The 17,236-nt window shown below is 49.6% G+C and carries 9 protein-coding genes; 2 read left to right on the top strand and 7 right to left on the bottom strand.

Going from position 1 to position 17,236, the window contains the following annotated elements:
* Positions 1-3 precede the first annotated feature (3 nt).
* From J0A67_RS08760 to J0A67_RS08730, 7 genes are all read right to left on the bottom strand, one after another.
* A complete protein-coding gene (locus tag J0A67_RS08760; protein WP_206568934.1) occupies positions 4-3,021 on the bottom strand; it encodes a SusC/RagA family TonB-linked outer membrane protein in 3,018 nt (1,005 codons plus the stop codon).
* A 378-nt stretch (positions 3,022-3,399) separates the two neighbouring features.
* The gene (locus tag J0A67_RS08755) at positions 3,400-4,755 is read right to left on the bottom strand and encodes a Gfo/Idh/MocA family protein (protein WP_206568933.1); all 1,356 of its coding nucleotides are present in this window, start codon (positions 4,753-4,755) and stop codon (positions 3,400-3,402) included.
* A gap of 6 nt (positions 4,756-4,761) precedes the next feature.
* On the bottom strand, positions 4,762-6,147 hold the full coding sequence (locus tag J0A67_RS08750) for a 3-keto-disaccharide hydrolase (protein ID WP_206568932.1): 1,386 nt from the start codon (positions 6,145-6,147) through the stop codon (positions 4,762-4,764).
* Positions 6,148-6,391: 244 nt separating this feature from the next.
* Positions 6,392-7,132 carry a sugar isomerase domain-containing protein gene (locus J0A67_RS08745; protein WP_206568931.1) on the bottom strand — a complete coding sequence of 247 codons (741 nt, stop codon included), beginning with the start codon at positions 7,130-7,132 and terminating at the stop codon, positions 6,392-6,394.
* A 22-nt stretch (positions 7,133-7,154) separates the two neighbouring features.
* The gene (locus J0A67_RS08740; protein ID WP_206568930.1) at positions 7,155-9,269 is read right to left on the bottom strand and encodes a c-type cytochrome domain-containing protein; all 2,115 of its coding nucleotides are present in this window, start codon (positions 9,267-9,269) and stop codon (positions 7,155-7,157) included.
* Positions 9,270-9,278: 9 nt separating this feature from the next.
* Positions 9,279-10,733 carry a DUF1501 domain-containing protein gene (locus J0A67_RS08735; RefSeq protein WP_206568929.1) on the bottom strand — a complete coding sequence of 485 codons (1,455 nt, stop codon included), beginning with the start codon at positions 10,731-10,733 and terminating at the stop codon, positions 9,279-9,281.
* Position 10,734: 1 nt separating this feature from the next.
* A complete protein-coding gene (locus tag J0A67_RS08730) occupies positions 10,735-13,041 on the bottom strand; it encodes a PSD1 and planctomycete cytochrome C domain-containing protein (protein WP_206568928.1) in 2,307 nt (768 codons plus the stop codon).
* A gap of 482 nt (positions 13,042-13,523) precedes the next feature.
* Here J0A67_RS08730 and J0A67_RS08725 point away from each other — a divergent pair, with 482 nt between their 5' ends.
* Complete coding sequence (locus J0A67_RS08725; RefSeq protein ID WP_206568927.1) at positions 13,524-16,145, top strand: TonB-dependent receptor; 2,622 nt, start codon at positions 13,524-13,526, stop codon at positions 16,143-16,145.
* Complete coding sequence (locus J0A67_RS08720) at positions 16,142-17,197, top strand: DUF4249 domain-containing protein (RefSeq protein WP_206568926.1); 1,056 nt, start codon at positions 16,142-16,144, stop codon at positions 17,195-17,197. The genes J0A67_RS08725 and J0A67_RS08720 overlap by 4 nt, the downstream gene beginning before the upstream one ends.
* Positions 17,198-17,236 lie beyond the last annotated feature (39 nt).

Genomic DNA, 17,236 nt, shown 5'->3' with positions numbered 1-17,236 from the left:
GGGTTAAAACTTCGCATTGATACCAAATGTGAATTGGACTGTTGCTGGTGTGATATTGGCGTTTATTTCTCCTGCTCCTACACCTTGCTCTGCATCCATAAATACTTCAGGATCGATGCCCTTGTGTACTCGTCGGTATTCCGCGAAAATGAAGGGGTTTTGGATGCTGCTATACAGTCTTAGACTTGTGAGACCGATTTTTTCCAAGACGTTAGACCCAAAGGCGTATCCGAAGTTGATGTTTCGAACCTTCACAAATGTTCCGTCATAATATCTCAACGAGGTATTGTATTTCGGGAATTCCTGATTTTGGTTTGGTCGCGGATACAGGTTTGTCGGATTGGTAGGAGTCCAATAGTCCACATCCAGGTTGTTGTACCTTCCTGCCAGATTGTTGTTACCAGTATGGAAAGTACTGTTGATCATGGATCCGAATCGACCGAAAATAAAGAAGGAGAAGTCGAAGTTTTTGAAGTTGAATCGGTTAGTCATCCCCATCGCGAAGTCTGGAACAGCCGAGCCCAGAATGACCCTATCATCTGCGTTGATCCTTCCATCGTTATTGGTGTCCTGTATCTTGATTACACCAGGTACATCGGAATATACAGCGGCTTCGTCTTTCTCGTCTGTTTGCCAGATACCGATTTTTTTGAGGTCATAGAATACAGTCAAAGGCTGACCAATAAAACGGCCGGCTGCGATATCATCCCCATTAGGAAGGGAAAGGATTTCTTCCCGGTTCCGGGTAAAGATAAAATCCGTTTGCCATACAAAATCACCTTTCTCGATGTTCAGTGTGGAGATAGTGGCCTCGATGCCTCTGTTTTGGGTTTCACCGATGTTGGTGGTGAATCCGCCAAATCCGGTGGAGTTAGGCAGAGGCTGTGGAGCCAATAGATCAGAGGTGTTGGTAATGTAGTACTCGATAGAGCCAAATACTCTGTTTTTCAAAATGGAAAAGTCCGCGCCTATGTTGAAGGTGGTCGAAGTTTCCCATTTCAGATCCGGGTTTCCGATCGTATTGGGGCGATAGCCAAAGGCGGCTGTATTGTCCCAGGCATAGCTGGTTCTACCCAAAAGTGCTTGGGTTTGGTAAGGGTTGATCGCTTGGTTACCGATGGAGCCATAGCTGACCCGCAATTTCAATTGGTCGACAAAGGAGGAGTTTTTCAGGAAGTCTTCCTGATCCATATTCCAGCCCACGGCCACGGAAGGAAAGTAGCCAAACTTATTGTTTTCACCGAATCTGGAGCTACCATCCGCCCGGATAGTACCGGTTAGCATGTATTTTCCTTTGTATCCGTAGTTTACACGAGCCATATAGGAGAGTAGGGCCCATTCGACTAGGTTGGTATTCGCGCCGGTTATTTGCGATGCATCGCCCAGACGGTGATAGAGCTGGGAGGCCGCAGGGATACCCAATACGCTGATGGTGCTTTGTTCCCATTTATCCTTTTGGAAAGACTGCAGCAAGTCCACCTTGAGATTATGATCCTGTCCGAATGTCTTTTGATAGGTCAGTATGTTTTCGATAGTGTAGTTGAACTGGAAGCGCTCGTCTACACTTCCGGTAGGAGCAGCACCGCGACGAGCGTTGGTCTGGGAGCCAGTAAAGCGCCCATTTCGACTCACGTTGAAATCTGGCCCCAAAACCAAGCGGTAAGTAAGGCCTTTGGTGATTTCCCAGTTGAGGAAGATGCTGTTGAAAATTCTGGTTCTGAAGGTCTCATCCACCTGCGCCCCGGGTACTACCTCTGCAAAAGGATTGGTTCGCAATCCATCTTGTGTTGGAAGGAAGATCAAATTTCCTTCATCGTCATAGGGCTTGCCCAGTGGGTTTTCCGCCAGAGCTCCACCGATTGGGTTGAAGTTTTCTCCATTTCTCTCGCTATAGGTTACCAACGTAGAAGTGCCAATTTTTACCTTTTTATTTAGTTGGTGATCCAAGTTAACACGGAAGGTATAGCGGGTAAAGTCTTGGTTTTGAATGATACCCACATCTTTGAAATAATTTCCGGAAACGAAGAAGGTGGTTTTGTCACTGCCTCCACTGACGCCGATTTGATGGCTTTGGATGCTTCCACGCTGCATCAGGCCAGCGACATAATCTGTGCTTCTGCCTAACTCGATACTTTCCATTTCCACTGGCTCAAAAATCTTCGCGTCATCCGCAGTGGTACCCGGGCCCTCTGGATACTGGCCTACTGCTCTTCTGGATTCCCGCTTGTATTCGGCAAACTCAGGGCCGTTGAATACGTCAATTCTTCCCATTTCCTCATTTATTCCATAGTAGGAGTCGAGAGAGACGACGGTCTTGCCCACATTACCACGCTTGGTAGTGATCAGCACAACCCCGTTGGAACCTCTGGATCCGTAGATCGCAGTGGCGGAGGCATCTTTCAAAACCTCCATGGAGGTGATGTCCTGAGGGTTGATGTCGCCGATACCTCCCACGGTAGGGATACCATCGATTACATACAAAGGTTCATTGGAAGCGTTGAAGGAGCGGCGGCCACGGATTCGCACCTGTGGTGCCGAACCTGGCTTGGAGCCCGCTTGGGTCACGTCCACACCAGCAGCTCTTCCCTGAAGTGCCTGCCGGGCATCGGTGATTGGAAGCTCCTGGATTTCCTTGTTACCTACGGAGGAGATCGCACCTGTTAGTTGGCTTTTCTTCACCGTACCGTAGCCTACTACGACGATTTCTTCCAAATCGGCGAGGTCGGGGCTAAGGCTGACATTGATCGAACTTCTGTTTCCAATGGTTTCTTCCAATGGAGTATAGCCGATAAACGAAAATACCAGCACGCCAGATGCTGGGCCGGAGATGGAATATTTTCCATCTAAATCTGTGGTGGTCCCTGTGGTGGTTCCTTTGAGAAGGATGGTCACACCGGGCAAAGGGGTGCCTGTCTCGTCGGAGACAGTACCGCTCACCTGGACATCCTGTGCCAACGCGAAGCCTGCGCTCAGCATCAGAAGCAACACCACCGAGAGGTAGGTGTAAAATTTTGTACGCATAGTGTAAGGGGTTATTGTTAAAAGATAGAATTGGGTCTTACAAATGTTTTTTTCGTTCGTAAATGATGAGCGGAAAAATTCGCAGACTTTTCAACCTAAAAGGTAGATAGAAGGGGATTGATCTTGCAAGTGCCTATGCTGTAATTTACGAAATCGATTGCGCACCAAAATCGGCGATTTACCTAACAATGGGTGTTTAGTGATTCTATTTTCAAAGCCTTATTCTGGTAATCAATAGTTAAGAAAAATATTGTTTTGTTGAATTATTCGTAAAAAATAGACAGGCTATTTGAAATGTAATGACGCGAAAAAACAAACACCTGCCTTCGATACGAAAGCAGGTGTTCTGAAAAAAAGAAAACCGAATTTTCAATTTTGCTAGACCTTGGGCGGCTCCCAGCCTTTTTCGTAGTCTCTCTTCCAGAGAGCTTTTCCTTTTTCGGAGTTTTGGATATGACCGTTTTTGGGGTCGCAGACGAGGGATTCCCCGGTACGACTGCTGATGTTTGCGAGGTGGCAAAGTAGTGTGGAGACGGCGCCTTCTTCGATATTGGAGTTTTGTTTTTCCAAGCCTCGCACTGCGTTGAAGAAATTCACTACGTGCGTGGTACTCATATCTCCGCCTCCGCCCAGTTGGGTGCCGCCTTCGCTTCCACCGCCCATGTTCTCCTTCACCATTTTGCCGCTTCGGTCAAATTGCTTGTAGCCGCCCCGGTCCACATAGACTGAACCCTCGGTACCATAGATAATAGTTCCACGGTCCGAGCCATAGGTTTTGGACGCATTTCGGCTCTTCCCATCCCATTGGATCACTTTATTGTCCCCAAACTTAAAAGTAGCCTCCATGGTATCGTACATCGTCCAGCCATCTTCAGGGAAGTGCATCTTGCCCGCAATGACCGACACTTCGCTTGGATAATCCACCTGCAGCGCCCAACGGGCCACGTCCAGTTCGTGGGTAGCGTTATTACCCGTCTCAGCAGTGCCATAGTCCCAGCCGTACCAGTGCCAATTGTAATCCCAAGTGTCATGCATGTAGGCTTTTCTAGGTGCTGGGCCCTGGAAAAGATCCCAGTCCAAACCTGTCGGTGCCGCTTGGGCAACGGGCTTTGGCACAGCTCCACGGTTGTTGCTATAGAATGCCTTGGCCATAAAAGCTTTGCCAATCACCCCATCGTGGATTGCGGCGATTATTTCCCTGCTTTCGGGTGCAGAGCGTTGCTGGTTGCCCATTTGGACGACCTTGTTGTACTTCTTTTGCAAAGCGATCAGCAGCTCACCTTCCCAAGGATTGTGGGAGCAGGGCTTCTCTACGTAGACGTGTTTGCCGCGTTCCAAGGCAAGCCAGGTTCCTGGGGCATGCCAATGGTCCGGGGTAGCGTTGATCAGCACATCGACTTCTTTGTCATCCAGCACCTTCAGAATATTCTGCTCCAGTTTTGGCGTGTAGCTGATGTGTTTCTCGAAGTTTTTTGCCGCCTTGGTCATTTGCGATTGCATCGCATCGCACAGGTAGAGTAGGTTGACATTGCTGGAGGCCAGCCCGATAGGCTCATAGTAGGCGCCAAGTCTTCGTCCCAAACCGGCAATCGCCACGTTTAGTCGCTCATTGGCTCCGATGATTCGAGCGTAGGATTTTGCAGAAAAACCAACAGAACCCAAGACGGATAGGCCCAGCGTTGCTGCGGTACTTTTCTTGATAAAATCCCTTCGATTCTGTTGGTCGATATTCATAACAGGTTAGTTAAGGGTTTTGATTTTGATGTTTTTAAAGCTTACCTCGTCGCCATGATCCTGGAGTAGGATGTGGCCTTCTGTAGCCTCTCCAAAGTTTTCCCAGTTTTTGTACTTGGAGCCAGCCACCAGGTCTCGGTATTCTTGGGAGCCGCGGACGTATTCTACGACCTTCACGCCATTCAGGTAGTGCTCGACGCGGTTGTCAGGATATACCACTACGCGGCCTTTGTTCCATTCGCCAATCGGCTTCACAAACCTTGCCTGCTTGCTGGAGGTAATCAGATCATAAAGCGAGGAAAGGGTACGATTTCCGGCGATGCCCATTTTCGCATCTGGATGCTTCTCATCATCCAAAATCTGGTATTCCAAGCCGATGGCCGATCCAGTATTGCCTTCAGAAAGCGTTACGAAATACTTCAGGCCGCTGTTTGCTCCTTCCGTCAGTTTGAAATCAAAAGAAAGGTCAAAAGCGGAGTATTTGTCCACCGTGACGATGTCACCGGCATTTTGGGATTCGCTCCCGTCTGTCTTTGCAATGGTAAGGACGCCGTTGTTCACCGTCCAACCACTGGTAGGGAAGGTTTCCATTCTTGCGCCTCTCCAGCCTTCGCTGTTTTGTCCGTTGAAGAGCAGCTTGTAGCCGTTGGTTTTTTCGAAGTCCGTCAATGTGTTGTCTACCGTACTCACGACGTAGACATCTTTGCTAAAAGGCTGGGGCTGTAGATTCTCGGTTTGGATTTTGACATTTTTGAAATAGGTTTTTCGTCCTGCTTCCGAAGAGTCGCGAACGCTATGCACCTGTAGGCCGACAAAGCCAGTTTTATCCATTTCGTCTACTACATAGGCAACTTCTTGCCCGTTGAGCCATGTTTTGATCTCGTTGCCAATTGCTTCGATTCGATAGTGGTTGTATTCTCCCATCTTGAAGGCTGACTTGGCGCCAGGATTCAGATCGAGGGGATAGAGCCAGCCTCTTCGTGCCTCATCATACACGCCTGCAGACCAGGCTCTTTCGGATGGATCAGCTTCGATTTGATAGCCAAAAACCAGGCCTTTGCCGTCGCGGGCAGCGGGGTCGTATTGGCCGCGGGCCATCACTCCAGAGTTGGAGGTCGAATGTTCCACCTTCAGGTCGAGCTCTAGGATAAAATCCCCAAAGGTTTCCTCTGTGATCAGGAAAGTGTTCGGTGATCCCGCTACGGAGGTTCCGACTATTTCGCCATTGACTACTTCGAAGGTCGCCGTGCCGGCCACCGGTTTCCAACCGCTGAGGTCTTCACCATTGAATAGATTTCTCCAGCCGTCACTTGCCTTTTCGGCAGGCTTGGAGCAGCTGATCAGAAGGACGCTAGTTAGAAAGAAGAGACTCTTTCCGAGAGAATAGTTCATTTATTTTTGGGTTAGGATTTGCGCTAAAATTCCAGATAAATGGAAGCAGGGACAACCGTCTGTAATTCCAATTTACGAAATCGTTTCCGAGTGGCATTATAGGGTGAGGATGTACGGTGAAAAATGAAAAGGCTTCGCCGGTTTCCTTGGATTCAGGAAGTGAGCGGCATTGCTCCTGCACTTAACAAAAACCCTCGCCGAGTTTGATCGGCGAGGGCGTTTGGATTTGGGAAGAGGCCAGTGCCTAAAGGATCTTTACCTCCGCCTTGTATTTACTGATGAGCGTCTCATTGTGGGATTCCCCTTCGTTGGAGTTGGAGCTGTTGAAGACCTCCGGCACCACGCCGTTTTCGAGTGCCAGTGCGGCGGCCTGAACCATGATGGCATTTAGGAGCGCTGCGCCTACGACCGTGGAGGTCGCTCCGACGTTCGTATGGAGACCGTCCAAGTTGATCGCGGCATCTCCGATCTCCCCAAAGGTGTCCAGAAAGATGTCGCTGACTTGAAACAGCTTCATGCCAGAGGAGTGACGCGAATCCACCGCCTTGCTATGCGCGTAGTTGGTGATCACGATCACCTTGGCGCCTTTTTCTTGTGCAATTTGTGCCATCTCCACACTTACGGAATTTCTTCCCGAATTTGACGCAATGATGAAAACATCCTTGGAGGAAATTGTATAAGGTTGAAAGAGGGTTTTTGCATAGCCCTCTCTCCGTTCCACTTCGGTACTGCCTGAGGCATCCTTGTGCAGCATCAAGTCCGGATCTAGGATAGGGATAACCCGTGCAAAACCTCCTGCACGATAGAAGATCTCTTCGGCAAGCATATGGGAATGTCCTGTACCGCTTGTGTAGATCCAGCCTTGGTGGGCGATAGCATTGGCAACCCATTTTGATGCGATTGCAATTTCCTTTTCCTGCCGGAACGCCTTCTGAAGTTTCTCAAAGACGGTTTCCCGGTAGCGCTTGAATGGTTCTAAACTCATTAATATGTTGTTGGGTGAATGGCTAATTTAGTAATATTTCGTCTACAAACACCCAGCCTTTGGCTCCTTTTCCGGGATGCCAAGACGGGAGTTTCGAAATAGGTTTCAGCCTGATTTTGACGCGGTCAAAATCTGTTTCCGGTAAGGGAAACGTCAACACTCCAAATCTAGCTTCTTCCATTTTGGTAGACTGGGTGCTTTCCGTTTCCGGAATTTTCTGCCAGGTCTGCTGATCACCAGTCCAAATTTCCACTTTTTCAGGGGGAAAGATGTAGGCGTTCTCGTTTAGAAGAATACTGATGCTGATCTCTTTTGGGCTATTGTTTTTTTCCAAAAATATCTCAAGCTCCAGAGGGGATTCGTTAAATCCAAGCCAGTTACCCGACCCATGGGTAGTCTTTCCCTTTTCATGGTCAAAGAGGGATCTGGCTCCGTTGGCTTTGTAGCGCCCGTTGCCTTCGTAGGCCAACTGGTAGGACACAGGGACTATGCCCGCTTTGAAAAAGACATCCTTGGTAGGCGTACTGCCAATCCAGTCGGCGGCAAAGGCTTTGGCCCGAAACTCCCCGGTTTTTTTAAGCCAAATCGGATCGGTATACAATGGACTGCTTATGCTATCGGGTTCCGTGCCGTCTGTCGTGTATCGGATCTCCGCCGTACGGATGGGGTGGGAGAGAACCAGCTCCATGGAGTCTTGGAAGAAAACCTTATCAAAGGTGACTTTGGGAGGATTTAGCGGATAGATGACTCCCTTGCCGTCGTATCCAAAGTCTATTTGTGCTGTGGAAAGGGCTTGGCTCAAACGGTTTTTGGAGTCTTCGTCCAGGCCCGAATTCCAGAGAAAAAGTTTTTTGACTTGGCTCAGCTTGCCCAAAATCGTTACAGCATTCGGTTCGAGCTTGTTTCCGGAGATGGCGAGATTTCTCAGGTTTTCCAAACCTTCCAGGTTGGAAAGTTGACCTGCTTTGACATCCGTGAAGTTTAATTGCAGTTCTTCTAGATTTGGAAAATCACGCAGAAAACCCAAATCGACCTGATCCAACGGCATCCGGTTGAGGTTGAGTTTGACGATCTGCTCGCGGATGGTTTTTAGATCCTTGAGTGATGTCGGATCAAAGGCCGAGGTGCCATAGTAGGCGACCTCCAGGGCAGGTGAGCCTGGAAAGACGGGATTTACCTTTCGGAAAAAGTTGTTTAGCTCTGCGATGTCCGAATCGGATGCCGCGTCGAAGGTATAGGATTTTTGATTGGAAAACTTGTTGGAAGCCAATTGGAAAAGCGGCGCGTCGGAAGGAAGTTCGGTTACTTTTTGTTCGAAAGAACTGCCGGACTCCACCCATAGCTGGAGTATTTCCAGCTCTTCGTCGGTAAGCTGTGCCTTGTTCTTGGGAGGCATGTGCTCTTTGGAGTCTTCGGGAAGGTTTATGCGTTGGATGAGCAGGGATTCCCGAGGGTCTCCAGGCACGATAAGCGGCCCATTTTTTCCGCCTTTTTGCAGACCAGCCAAGTCATCCATTCGCAACTCGCCTTTGACCTTGCCATCCTTGTGACAGGCGATACACTTTGCCTCCAGGATCGGCCGAACCATGTGCTGGAAAACCTCCGCATCGTCCAGAGCGACAAATTCCACTTCATTTTGTAGCACAGGGGCTAAGAGGAAGTTTTCCCCATGGGTAAGGTCAGCGCCAAAGTGCCCGGTCAGCGTAATTGTCAAAGCCAGGGTGACAGTGGTGATTTTCAAGAAGTTGCCTGTCTGCTTTCGGTAGAAGTAAATCAGCATCGCCAAGCCAAGTGAAGCTATCCCTAGCCATTGATGCCAGATGAGAACGTCTCCGTCATAGCCCTCGTTGGCAAGCAGCAAGCCTGCCAGCACGGTGATGCCGGTAAGATTGGCTCCCAAGAGCAGTATCCACGCCCCGGCGGCTTTTAGTTTTTCATCCTTGAGCCAAAGCAACACGACTGCCATCAGCAGAAGTACAATCGGAAAATGGAGAATGAGCGGATGGGCCCGCCCCAAAACTTGAAGTGGTGCTGGTATCGACAGACTGTCTACGGCAAAGCTCAGAATAAGGGCAAGGCCGAGCCAGAAGAAAAGCAGGTTTTCAAGGAAAGCAGCAATACGGGATACTTTGGGCATGGTGGGGAATTAAGCAATCAGGTCTTTTACTACTTTGCCGTGCACATCGGTGAGGCGATACCTTCTTCCGAGGTGTTTGTAGGTCAGTTTTTCGTGGTCTATGCCCATGAGGTGCATGACCGTCGCCTGGAAGTCATGGACATGGACTGGATTTTCGGTGATGTTGTAGCCAAAGTCGTCGGTTTCGCCATAGACCATTCCGGACTTCACGCCGCCGCCGGCCATGAAGATGGAGAAGGCCCTTGGATGATGGTCTCTTCCGTAGTTTTCGGGCATGATCTTCCCTTGACAGTAGTTGGTCCTTCCAAACTCACCGCCCCAGATAATCAAGGTCTCGTCCAAAAGTCCGCGTTGTTTCAAATCCGTAATCAGACCAGCGGTGGCTTGATCTACATCCTTGGCCTGTCCGATCATCTGATTCGGCAGGTTGTCGTGGGCATCCCAACCTTGGTGGTAAAGCTGGACGAAGCGTACACCGTTTTCGGAGAGCTTTCTGGCCAAAAGACAATTGGCGGCATAGGTTCCCGGTACCAGACAGTCAGGACCGTAGAGCTTCACTACACTGTCGGGCTCTTTGGAGGTGTCGGTGATCTCAGGAACGGCCGTCTGCATGCGATAGGCCATCTCGTATTGTTGCACCTTGGCGGTGATTTGAGGATCGTTAAATTCCCTATAGTTCAGGTCGTTCATCGCCGCGATTTGGTCGATCATCTTGCGACGCTGATCGCGGCTCATGCCATTGGGATCAGAAAGATAAAGAACCGGGTCTTCCGAATTTGAAAACTGGACGCCTTGGTGGGTGGCGTCTAGGAATCCGTTGCTCCAGAGCTTGGAGTATACGCCTTGTCCATTTCCTTTGCCTCGGCTGAGTAGGACGCAAAAGGCCGGAAGGTTGGCGTTTTCGCTGCCCAGGCCGTAGCTCAGCCATGAACCCATGCTGGGTCGGTTGCCTACCTGTGCGCCAGTCTGGAAGAAAGTCAAGGCGGGATCATGGTTGATGGCCTCTGTGTGCATGGACTTCACGATGAGGAGATCGTCCACCACGCTGGAGATATGCGGGAAAAGCGAGGAAATCCAAGCCCTGCTTTCTCCATATTGATTAAAGCCAAAGTAGGACCCGACGAGCGGGAAAGAGGTCTGTCCGGCGGTCATTCCGGTAAGCCGCTGTCCGCCGCGGATGGAGTCCGGAAGCTCCTGTCCAAAGTTTTTGGTCAAAAGCGGCTTGTAATCGAACGTTTCCAATTGGGAGGGAGCACCATTTTGGAAGAGATAGATGATTCTTTTTGCCTTCGGGGCAAAATGCGGCAAGGCACGCATCAGACCATCTTCGGCTTCCTGTTTTCCGCTAAACAAATCGGGTATCAGCAGAGAGCCCAACGCTACGCTTCCTATTCCCAAACTAAGCCTGGAGAGAAATTTTCTTCTGTTGTGATTCAGGCCCTGCTCTAATATTTCCTTTTCCATCTCAGCTTTTGGTTATAGTCTCCTCTAGGTTGTACATGCTCACGATCACCTGCATCAAAGCGGCATTTTCGGGCGTTATGGCTTTTTCAATCATAGGATATTCGCCGACATCAAGTGTCTTTTTCGCACTCTCCGGGTCGGCCTTGAATTCCTCGAGTACACCTTCGTAATACTCCGTCAGAAGATCCCTTTCCTCGGATTTCATTTCCCGACAAAGAATGCGTTTAAATGCTTGGGATATTGCTTCTTCGCCGGTATAGCTTTCCGAAAGCTTGGTCGCCAATACCCGCGATGCCTCCAGCACCATGGGGTCATTCATCATGACCAGTGCTTGCAAAGGCGTATTGGTTCGATTTCGGCTGATTTCGCAGCGGTCTCGGTTACTGGAGTCAAAGATGATTGCTTTGGGAGGTGGCACGGTCAGCTTGATGAAATTGTAGATACCCCGACGGTAGAGTTTGTCGCCGCTATCTTGGATATAGGTGGCCAAAGTGCCCCTTCCAGAGGTTGCCGCCTCCCAAAGTCCGGAGGGCTGATATGGCTTCACACTGGGTCCGCCTATCTCTGTATGAAGCAAGCCACTGCTGGCCAGCACCAAGTCTTGGATGTTCTCCGCTGGAAGTCTGAGCCGCGGGGCTCTGGAAAGGTATAGATTGTCCGGATCGATCTTCAAGTGATCCTTGGTGATTGCCGCCGATTGGCGGTAAGTGGACGACAGCATGATCTGCTTCAGCAAACGTTTGATATCCCAGCCGTTTTCCATGAAGTCAGCCGCAAGCCAATTCAGCAGCTCGGGATGGGTAGGCAGGTCACCCTGCATCCCAAAGTCACCCGAAGACTTGACGATGCCTTTTCCGAAAATTTCCTGCCAGATCAAATTCACAAAGACCCTAGAGGTTAGCGGGTTGTTTCTGTTTGTTGCCCATTTTGCCAATCCAAGACGGTTTTTTTCGAGATTTTCGGGAAACTCAAAAATCGAAGCGGGAGTGGATACATCGACAGAATCGGTAGGCGCATCATACACGCCACGATCCAAAATGTAGGTGGTGCGCTTCACCTCATTTTCTCCCATCACGGACACGCTTAGTTTGGTGGTGTCGGAGTGGTTGATGAAGCTCATGATGCCGTCAAGGTCGGTTCGGTCTATCCAGAGTATGGGAGTCTTGGCGGGCTTGGACTGGCTCACGTCTCCTTCGAAGCCTTTCTCCTTGGAGTTGTTGAAGAAGGCGAAGAGTTCATAATATTCCTTCTGCGAAAAGGGATCGTATTTATGGTCGTGGCACTGCGCGCATTCCATCGTAATCCCAAGAATTCCTTTGCTGAATGTATTGGTCTTGTCCAGGACATATTCTATCCTGTATTCCTCTGGGATAATTCCTCCCTCCTCAGTGTATTTGTGGTTTCGATTAAACGCCGTGGCCAGAATTTGCTCTTTGGTTGCATTCGGGAGCAGATCTCCCGCGAGTTGCCAAGTGAGGAATTGATCATAAGGCATGTTTTCGTTGAAGGCGTGGATGACCCAGTCGCGATAAGGCCACTGGGACCGGACTTCATCGTCCTGATATCCGTAGCTGTCGGCATAGCGGGAAATGTCCATCCAGAGCACCCCGAGCTTTTCGCCAAAGGCCGGTTGGGCGATCAATTCATCCAATAGCTTATCGTAGCTGTTTTCCCCTGAAAAGTCCGCATACTTGTCCAGCAACTCTGGCGTAGGAGGCAAGCCGGTCAAATCCAAACTTGCACGTTTGATCAGTTCATGGGGCTTGGCTTCCGGATTTGGCTCCAATTTTTTGGAGATTATTTTCTTATAGACGAAGGCGTCTATTTCACCATTCCCCCATTCGCTTTGTGGTACGGTCGGCTTTTCCACTTTCAAGAATGCCCAATGCGGCTCATACTTTGCGCCTTGTTCAATCCACTTTTTGATCAGTGCAATTTCCTCTGGCGAGAGTGAAAGATTTGATTCTGGTGGCGGCATCAGCTCGCCTGGATCTTCGGAAGTGATACGATGGTATACGGCGGATTCCTCCGGTTTCCCTGAGACCAGTGCAAACATCCCGGGACTTTCCTTAAGACCCTTAAAGGCACCTTCTTCCGTGTCCAGTCGCAGGTCCGCTTCACGCTTGTTTGCGTCTGGCCCGTGGCAGGCAAAACACTTGTCTGATAGGATGGGACGGATGTGGAAGTTGTAGCTGATCTGGTCGGAACCTGCTAAATCTACCGAATTGGGCTCCTTTTGTCCACAGCTCCACAGACCGCCCAGCGATGCAATAAGCATCAGGGGAAGATAGGCTTTTCGGAAAGACATTTTTGGAATTTATTGTTTGACGGGAAAAAGTTAATGAAAAATTTTAAAATAGTGCGGATGCCCAAAGGAAATTAAAGGGACACCAGCTTGCTCAAAGAAATAGTTTTTTAATCTCCTAATTTCTCCGCTGTTGACCTTGGCTTGAGTTGGTGGGCCTTTGTGCTAATCAATGAAAGCGTCCGGCTTTTTGGTGGCTATCGCAGCGTCCAGGAGAGGGAGGGCTAATTTTCGTTAGGATTGACATTTGTCAAACTTTTGCGGAAACTGACGAGAAATATAATTGATAGCATCTTCGAAGTCCTAAAATCCCCATATTTGTCGTTCTGGGAAGTTTTGGTGCACTTGACCAAGTTTTTCCGCAGAATTATTTGGATGACTCCAGACCATCCGAAAGGAAAAATCACCGATTCTCAAGTTTCCGACATGCAAATGGAACTTTTGGACAGATTTGGCTGGGCTATTGAAAACGACCAACTATTTAAATGAAAGCAATCTTTACCTTCCTGGGCCTTGTCCTGGTTTTTTTTGCGGTTTCCGCCCAACAAAAAACTGATCCCAACGCACTACCGGGTCTATTGGAGAGGTATTATGAATTATCGGGAAAGCGTCTGTTGATTCTCGACAAGGACGTCGCCGCTCTGAATGCTGTGACTGTGGGGGATTTGGAGATTTTGCCTGAGGCGCTTACGGCCGGAACGCCTTACTCATTTTTTGCTTTTCGCGAGAGCTACGTGGTGATCTACCCTGCTTATCTCAGAGAAAGGTACCGGCAGACTACCGACGGTTCCGTAGCAGCGGACGAAAAGAAGATATTTACTATAAAGGGCAAGATCCGCGACAATGAAATGAAGACCATGTTGCCGGGCGCACTTTTTTCCATTCCGCAGCTTGAATTGGCGGCGCAGGCTGATGTCAGGGGAGAGTTTACCATCGATATTCCAGAGGGTACTTATATCGGCTACTTCAGCTCCATGGGCAAGCAGACCGAGCAGAGAATCCTGAAGATCTACAGAGATCAAGATATTGACGTGACGCTTTTTGAGTCGGTGAGCGAGCTGGATTTGGTCACCGTGACGGACCGAGCTATCGATGCCAATGTGATGAGCACCCTTCCCGGCGCTACCCGACTGCCCATGGAGGAGCTGAAACTGCTGCCGCCGCTTTTGGGAGAGGTGGACGTGGTCAAGAGCATGCTTTTGCTTCCGGGCGTCTCTACTGTGGGAGAGGGGGCTTCCGGCTTCAATGTGCGTGGGGGTGGAGTGGACCAAAATCTCATCCTTATGGACGGCACGCCGGTATTCAACCCTTCTCACATGTTTGGCTTTTTCAGCATCTTCAACCAAGATGCGGTCAACGATGCAACTCTATACAAAGGTGACATTCCAGCCGCCTATGGAGGCAGACTGAGTTCGGTTTTGGATATCAAAACCAAAGCTGGCGATACTGAGCGCTGGTCGCTCAATGGTGGCGTAGGCTTTCTCTCAAGTAGGCTAGGATTCAACGGTCCCTTGAGTGAGAAGACCCAAGTGATGGCCACGGCACGAGCCGCCTATCCGACTTGGGTGCTGCAAAAGATCCCCAATCCCAGCGTGAATGGAAGCAGCACCAATTTTCTCGATGGAAATCTGCGCATAGACCATACTATCAATGAGCGAAACAGCCTAGTGCTTAGCGCTTACACCAGCACGGATTATTTCCGATTCGATTCCGACACCGCTTACACTTGGCAGACGAATCTTGCGAGCCTAAAATGGAAAGCTTATTGGGGCGAAAACCTTGGGACTGAAATCAATCTTAGCTATTCGGGCTACCGCTACTCTGTCTTGGGAGAGCGAACTCCCTTGGACTTTGAACTGCAGTCGTCCATTGACTACATCGGCTTGCAGCAGCAGTTTGAGTGGTCGGGGGAAAAGCTCGAGGGACTGCAATTTGGCTATCAGATCGGCTCCTACCAGATGGGTATGGGAGACCTAAAAGCCAATTCTTCCGAAAGCCTAGTCAATCCTGAGCTGATCCAGGATGAGCAAGGTTTGGAAGGTGCGATGTACTTCCAAATGCCATGGAAAATCAATGATCGGCTGGAGGGACAGGTAGGATTGCGCTATTCGCATTTTGCGGCGATGGGGCCAAAGGAAGTCTACCTTTATCAATCTGGCGTTCCAATGGAACCAGAGACGATCACCGATACGGTCTATTACAATTCTGGGGAGGTCATCAAATCCTATGGGGGATTTGAGCCGAGGTTGACGCTGAGGTATGCATTCACGGAGGATTTTTCCCTCAAGGCATCAGTCAACCGAAGTATTCAATACCTGCACCTGCTCACCAACAATTTTGCGTCTGCGCCAGTGGATCTTTGGAAGCTAAGCGATAGCTACGTTCAGCCCCAGACATCTTGGCAATACGCCTTAGGCCTGTACAAAAACTTGAACCAGAATAAGATTGAAACCTCACTCGAGCTTTATTATAAGGACATGCCGAGCATCGTGGAGTACAGGGACGGCGCAGAGCTTTTTCTAAATCCAAACCTAGAGACGGATCTGGTGATGGGAAGCGGCTATGCCTATGGTTCTGAGTTTTTGGTCAAAAAAAACGGGGGCAAGGTGAATGGCTGGGTCTCCTACACTTACAGCCGAACGCTGAGAAAAGTGGCACCTGAATTCGGCGAACCGATCAACAACGGTGAGTATTTTCCAGCCAACTGGGACCAGCCCCACGATGTGACTGTGGTGGCGACTTGGCAGCCTGTGAAGAGGGTGTCCTTCAATGCTACCTTCAACTATCGTACGGGTCGTCCCATCACGCTGCCGAGTGGGATCTATGATATTGGCGGAGAGATTGTGATCGACTATCAGGAGAGAAATCAGGCGAGAATTCCCGACTATCACCGGCTGGACTTGGGCTTGACCTATTATTTCTATCAAAAGAAAAACAGCGACTTCCGCAGCTACATCACCTTTTCTGTGTACAATGCCTACGCCAGGAGAAATGCATTCTCCTGGTTTTTCCAGCCCTCGCCAGAGGTGGGTATTCCAAAGTCCTATCGCCTAGCGGTGATCGGCACCATGATTCCTTCGGTCACTTACAATTTCTCCATCCGATGAAAAAGCAGTATACGATAGCGGCGCTGCTTTTGGCTTTACTGTCGGTTTCCTCGTGTGTAGATGAGATTAACTTGGAAATCGTAGAGTCCAATCAGGCGCTGGTAGTCGATGCCTGGATGGGCAATGTCCCAGAGGATACCTATGTCAAGATCTACCGAACCGTCCCATATATGTCAGGGATCCTAAATCCCGACTATCTCAGCGTCCCGGTGACACGTGTTGAAATTGAGGAAAAAGATGGCCAAACCATTCCTTTCAGCCAAGTGGAGCCTACCGTGTTCAAACAGACTTGGAGTTTCCAGCCCAGCCCGGGAAAATCCTACCGACTCCTCGTTGAAACGGCAGAGGGAGAGGTGTTTGAAAGCAGTTGGGAAGTGATGCCTCCTTTGGTGGAGATTGAGGATATAGTGGCTAAAGCCATTGAAAAGGAGGTGATGCTGACCTCCGGAGCCGAGCCATTTTTCCAAACCCAGACTTTTGCCGAAGTACGGGCTAAACTAACCGATCCTGGTCTTGGCGAATTTGGATACCTGATCCGAACCTCGGGAATCACCGAACTGTATACCAGTTCCAGCAATGATCGTTGCCGATGCGTTTGCTTTGAAGATGATCCGGACATCTTTGCTGGAATGAATGTGGTATCCAACAAGAACTTCCAAGGAGTATCCTTTCAAGCAACGATCGGAGACGTCTCGCTCAGCTATCTCGGGCGATATTTTGTGAGTACGAAAGTAAAAACCCTGAACAAATCCGGGCTGGATTACCTCAACCGGGTGAACGATCAGCAACGTAACACCGGAAGTATCTTTGATCCAGCGCCCTCTCGGGTAAAGGGAAACATCAAGAAAAAGGGAGCTGAAAACGAGACCGTTCTCGGTGGGTTTTTCCTTTTTCAAGAGAGCCAACATGAGCAAATGCTCTATCGCAGCCAAATAAGGTCAAGTGCGATCGGCCTTAACCACCGGATAGAACCACTTCCAGTCGTGGTAGGCAGCTGCACGGAGTATTACTTTGGAGCCACTGCTATTCCGCCAGATCCTTTTTTGCCCTAAGCTTCACAAAAGTAATAGTGACCTTTTACCGAGATTTAT

The organism is Algoriphagus aestuariicola, assembly GCF_017254835.1.
In the GTDB taxonomy this organism is placed as follows: Bacteria; Bacteroidota; Bacteroidia; order Cytophagales; family Cyclobacteriaceae; genus Algoriphagus; species Algoriphagus aestuariicola.
Note: the sequence above shows the minus strand (reverse complement) of the source record. Positions and strands in the feature narration are given on the sequence as shown.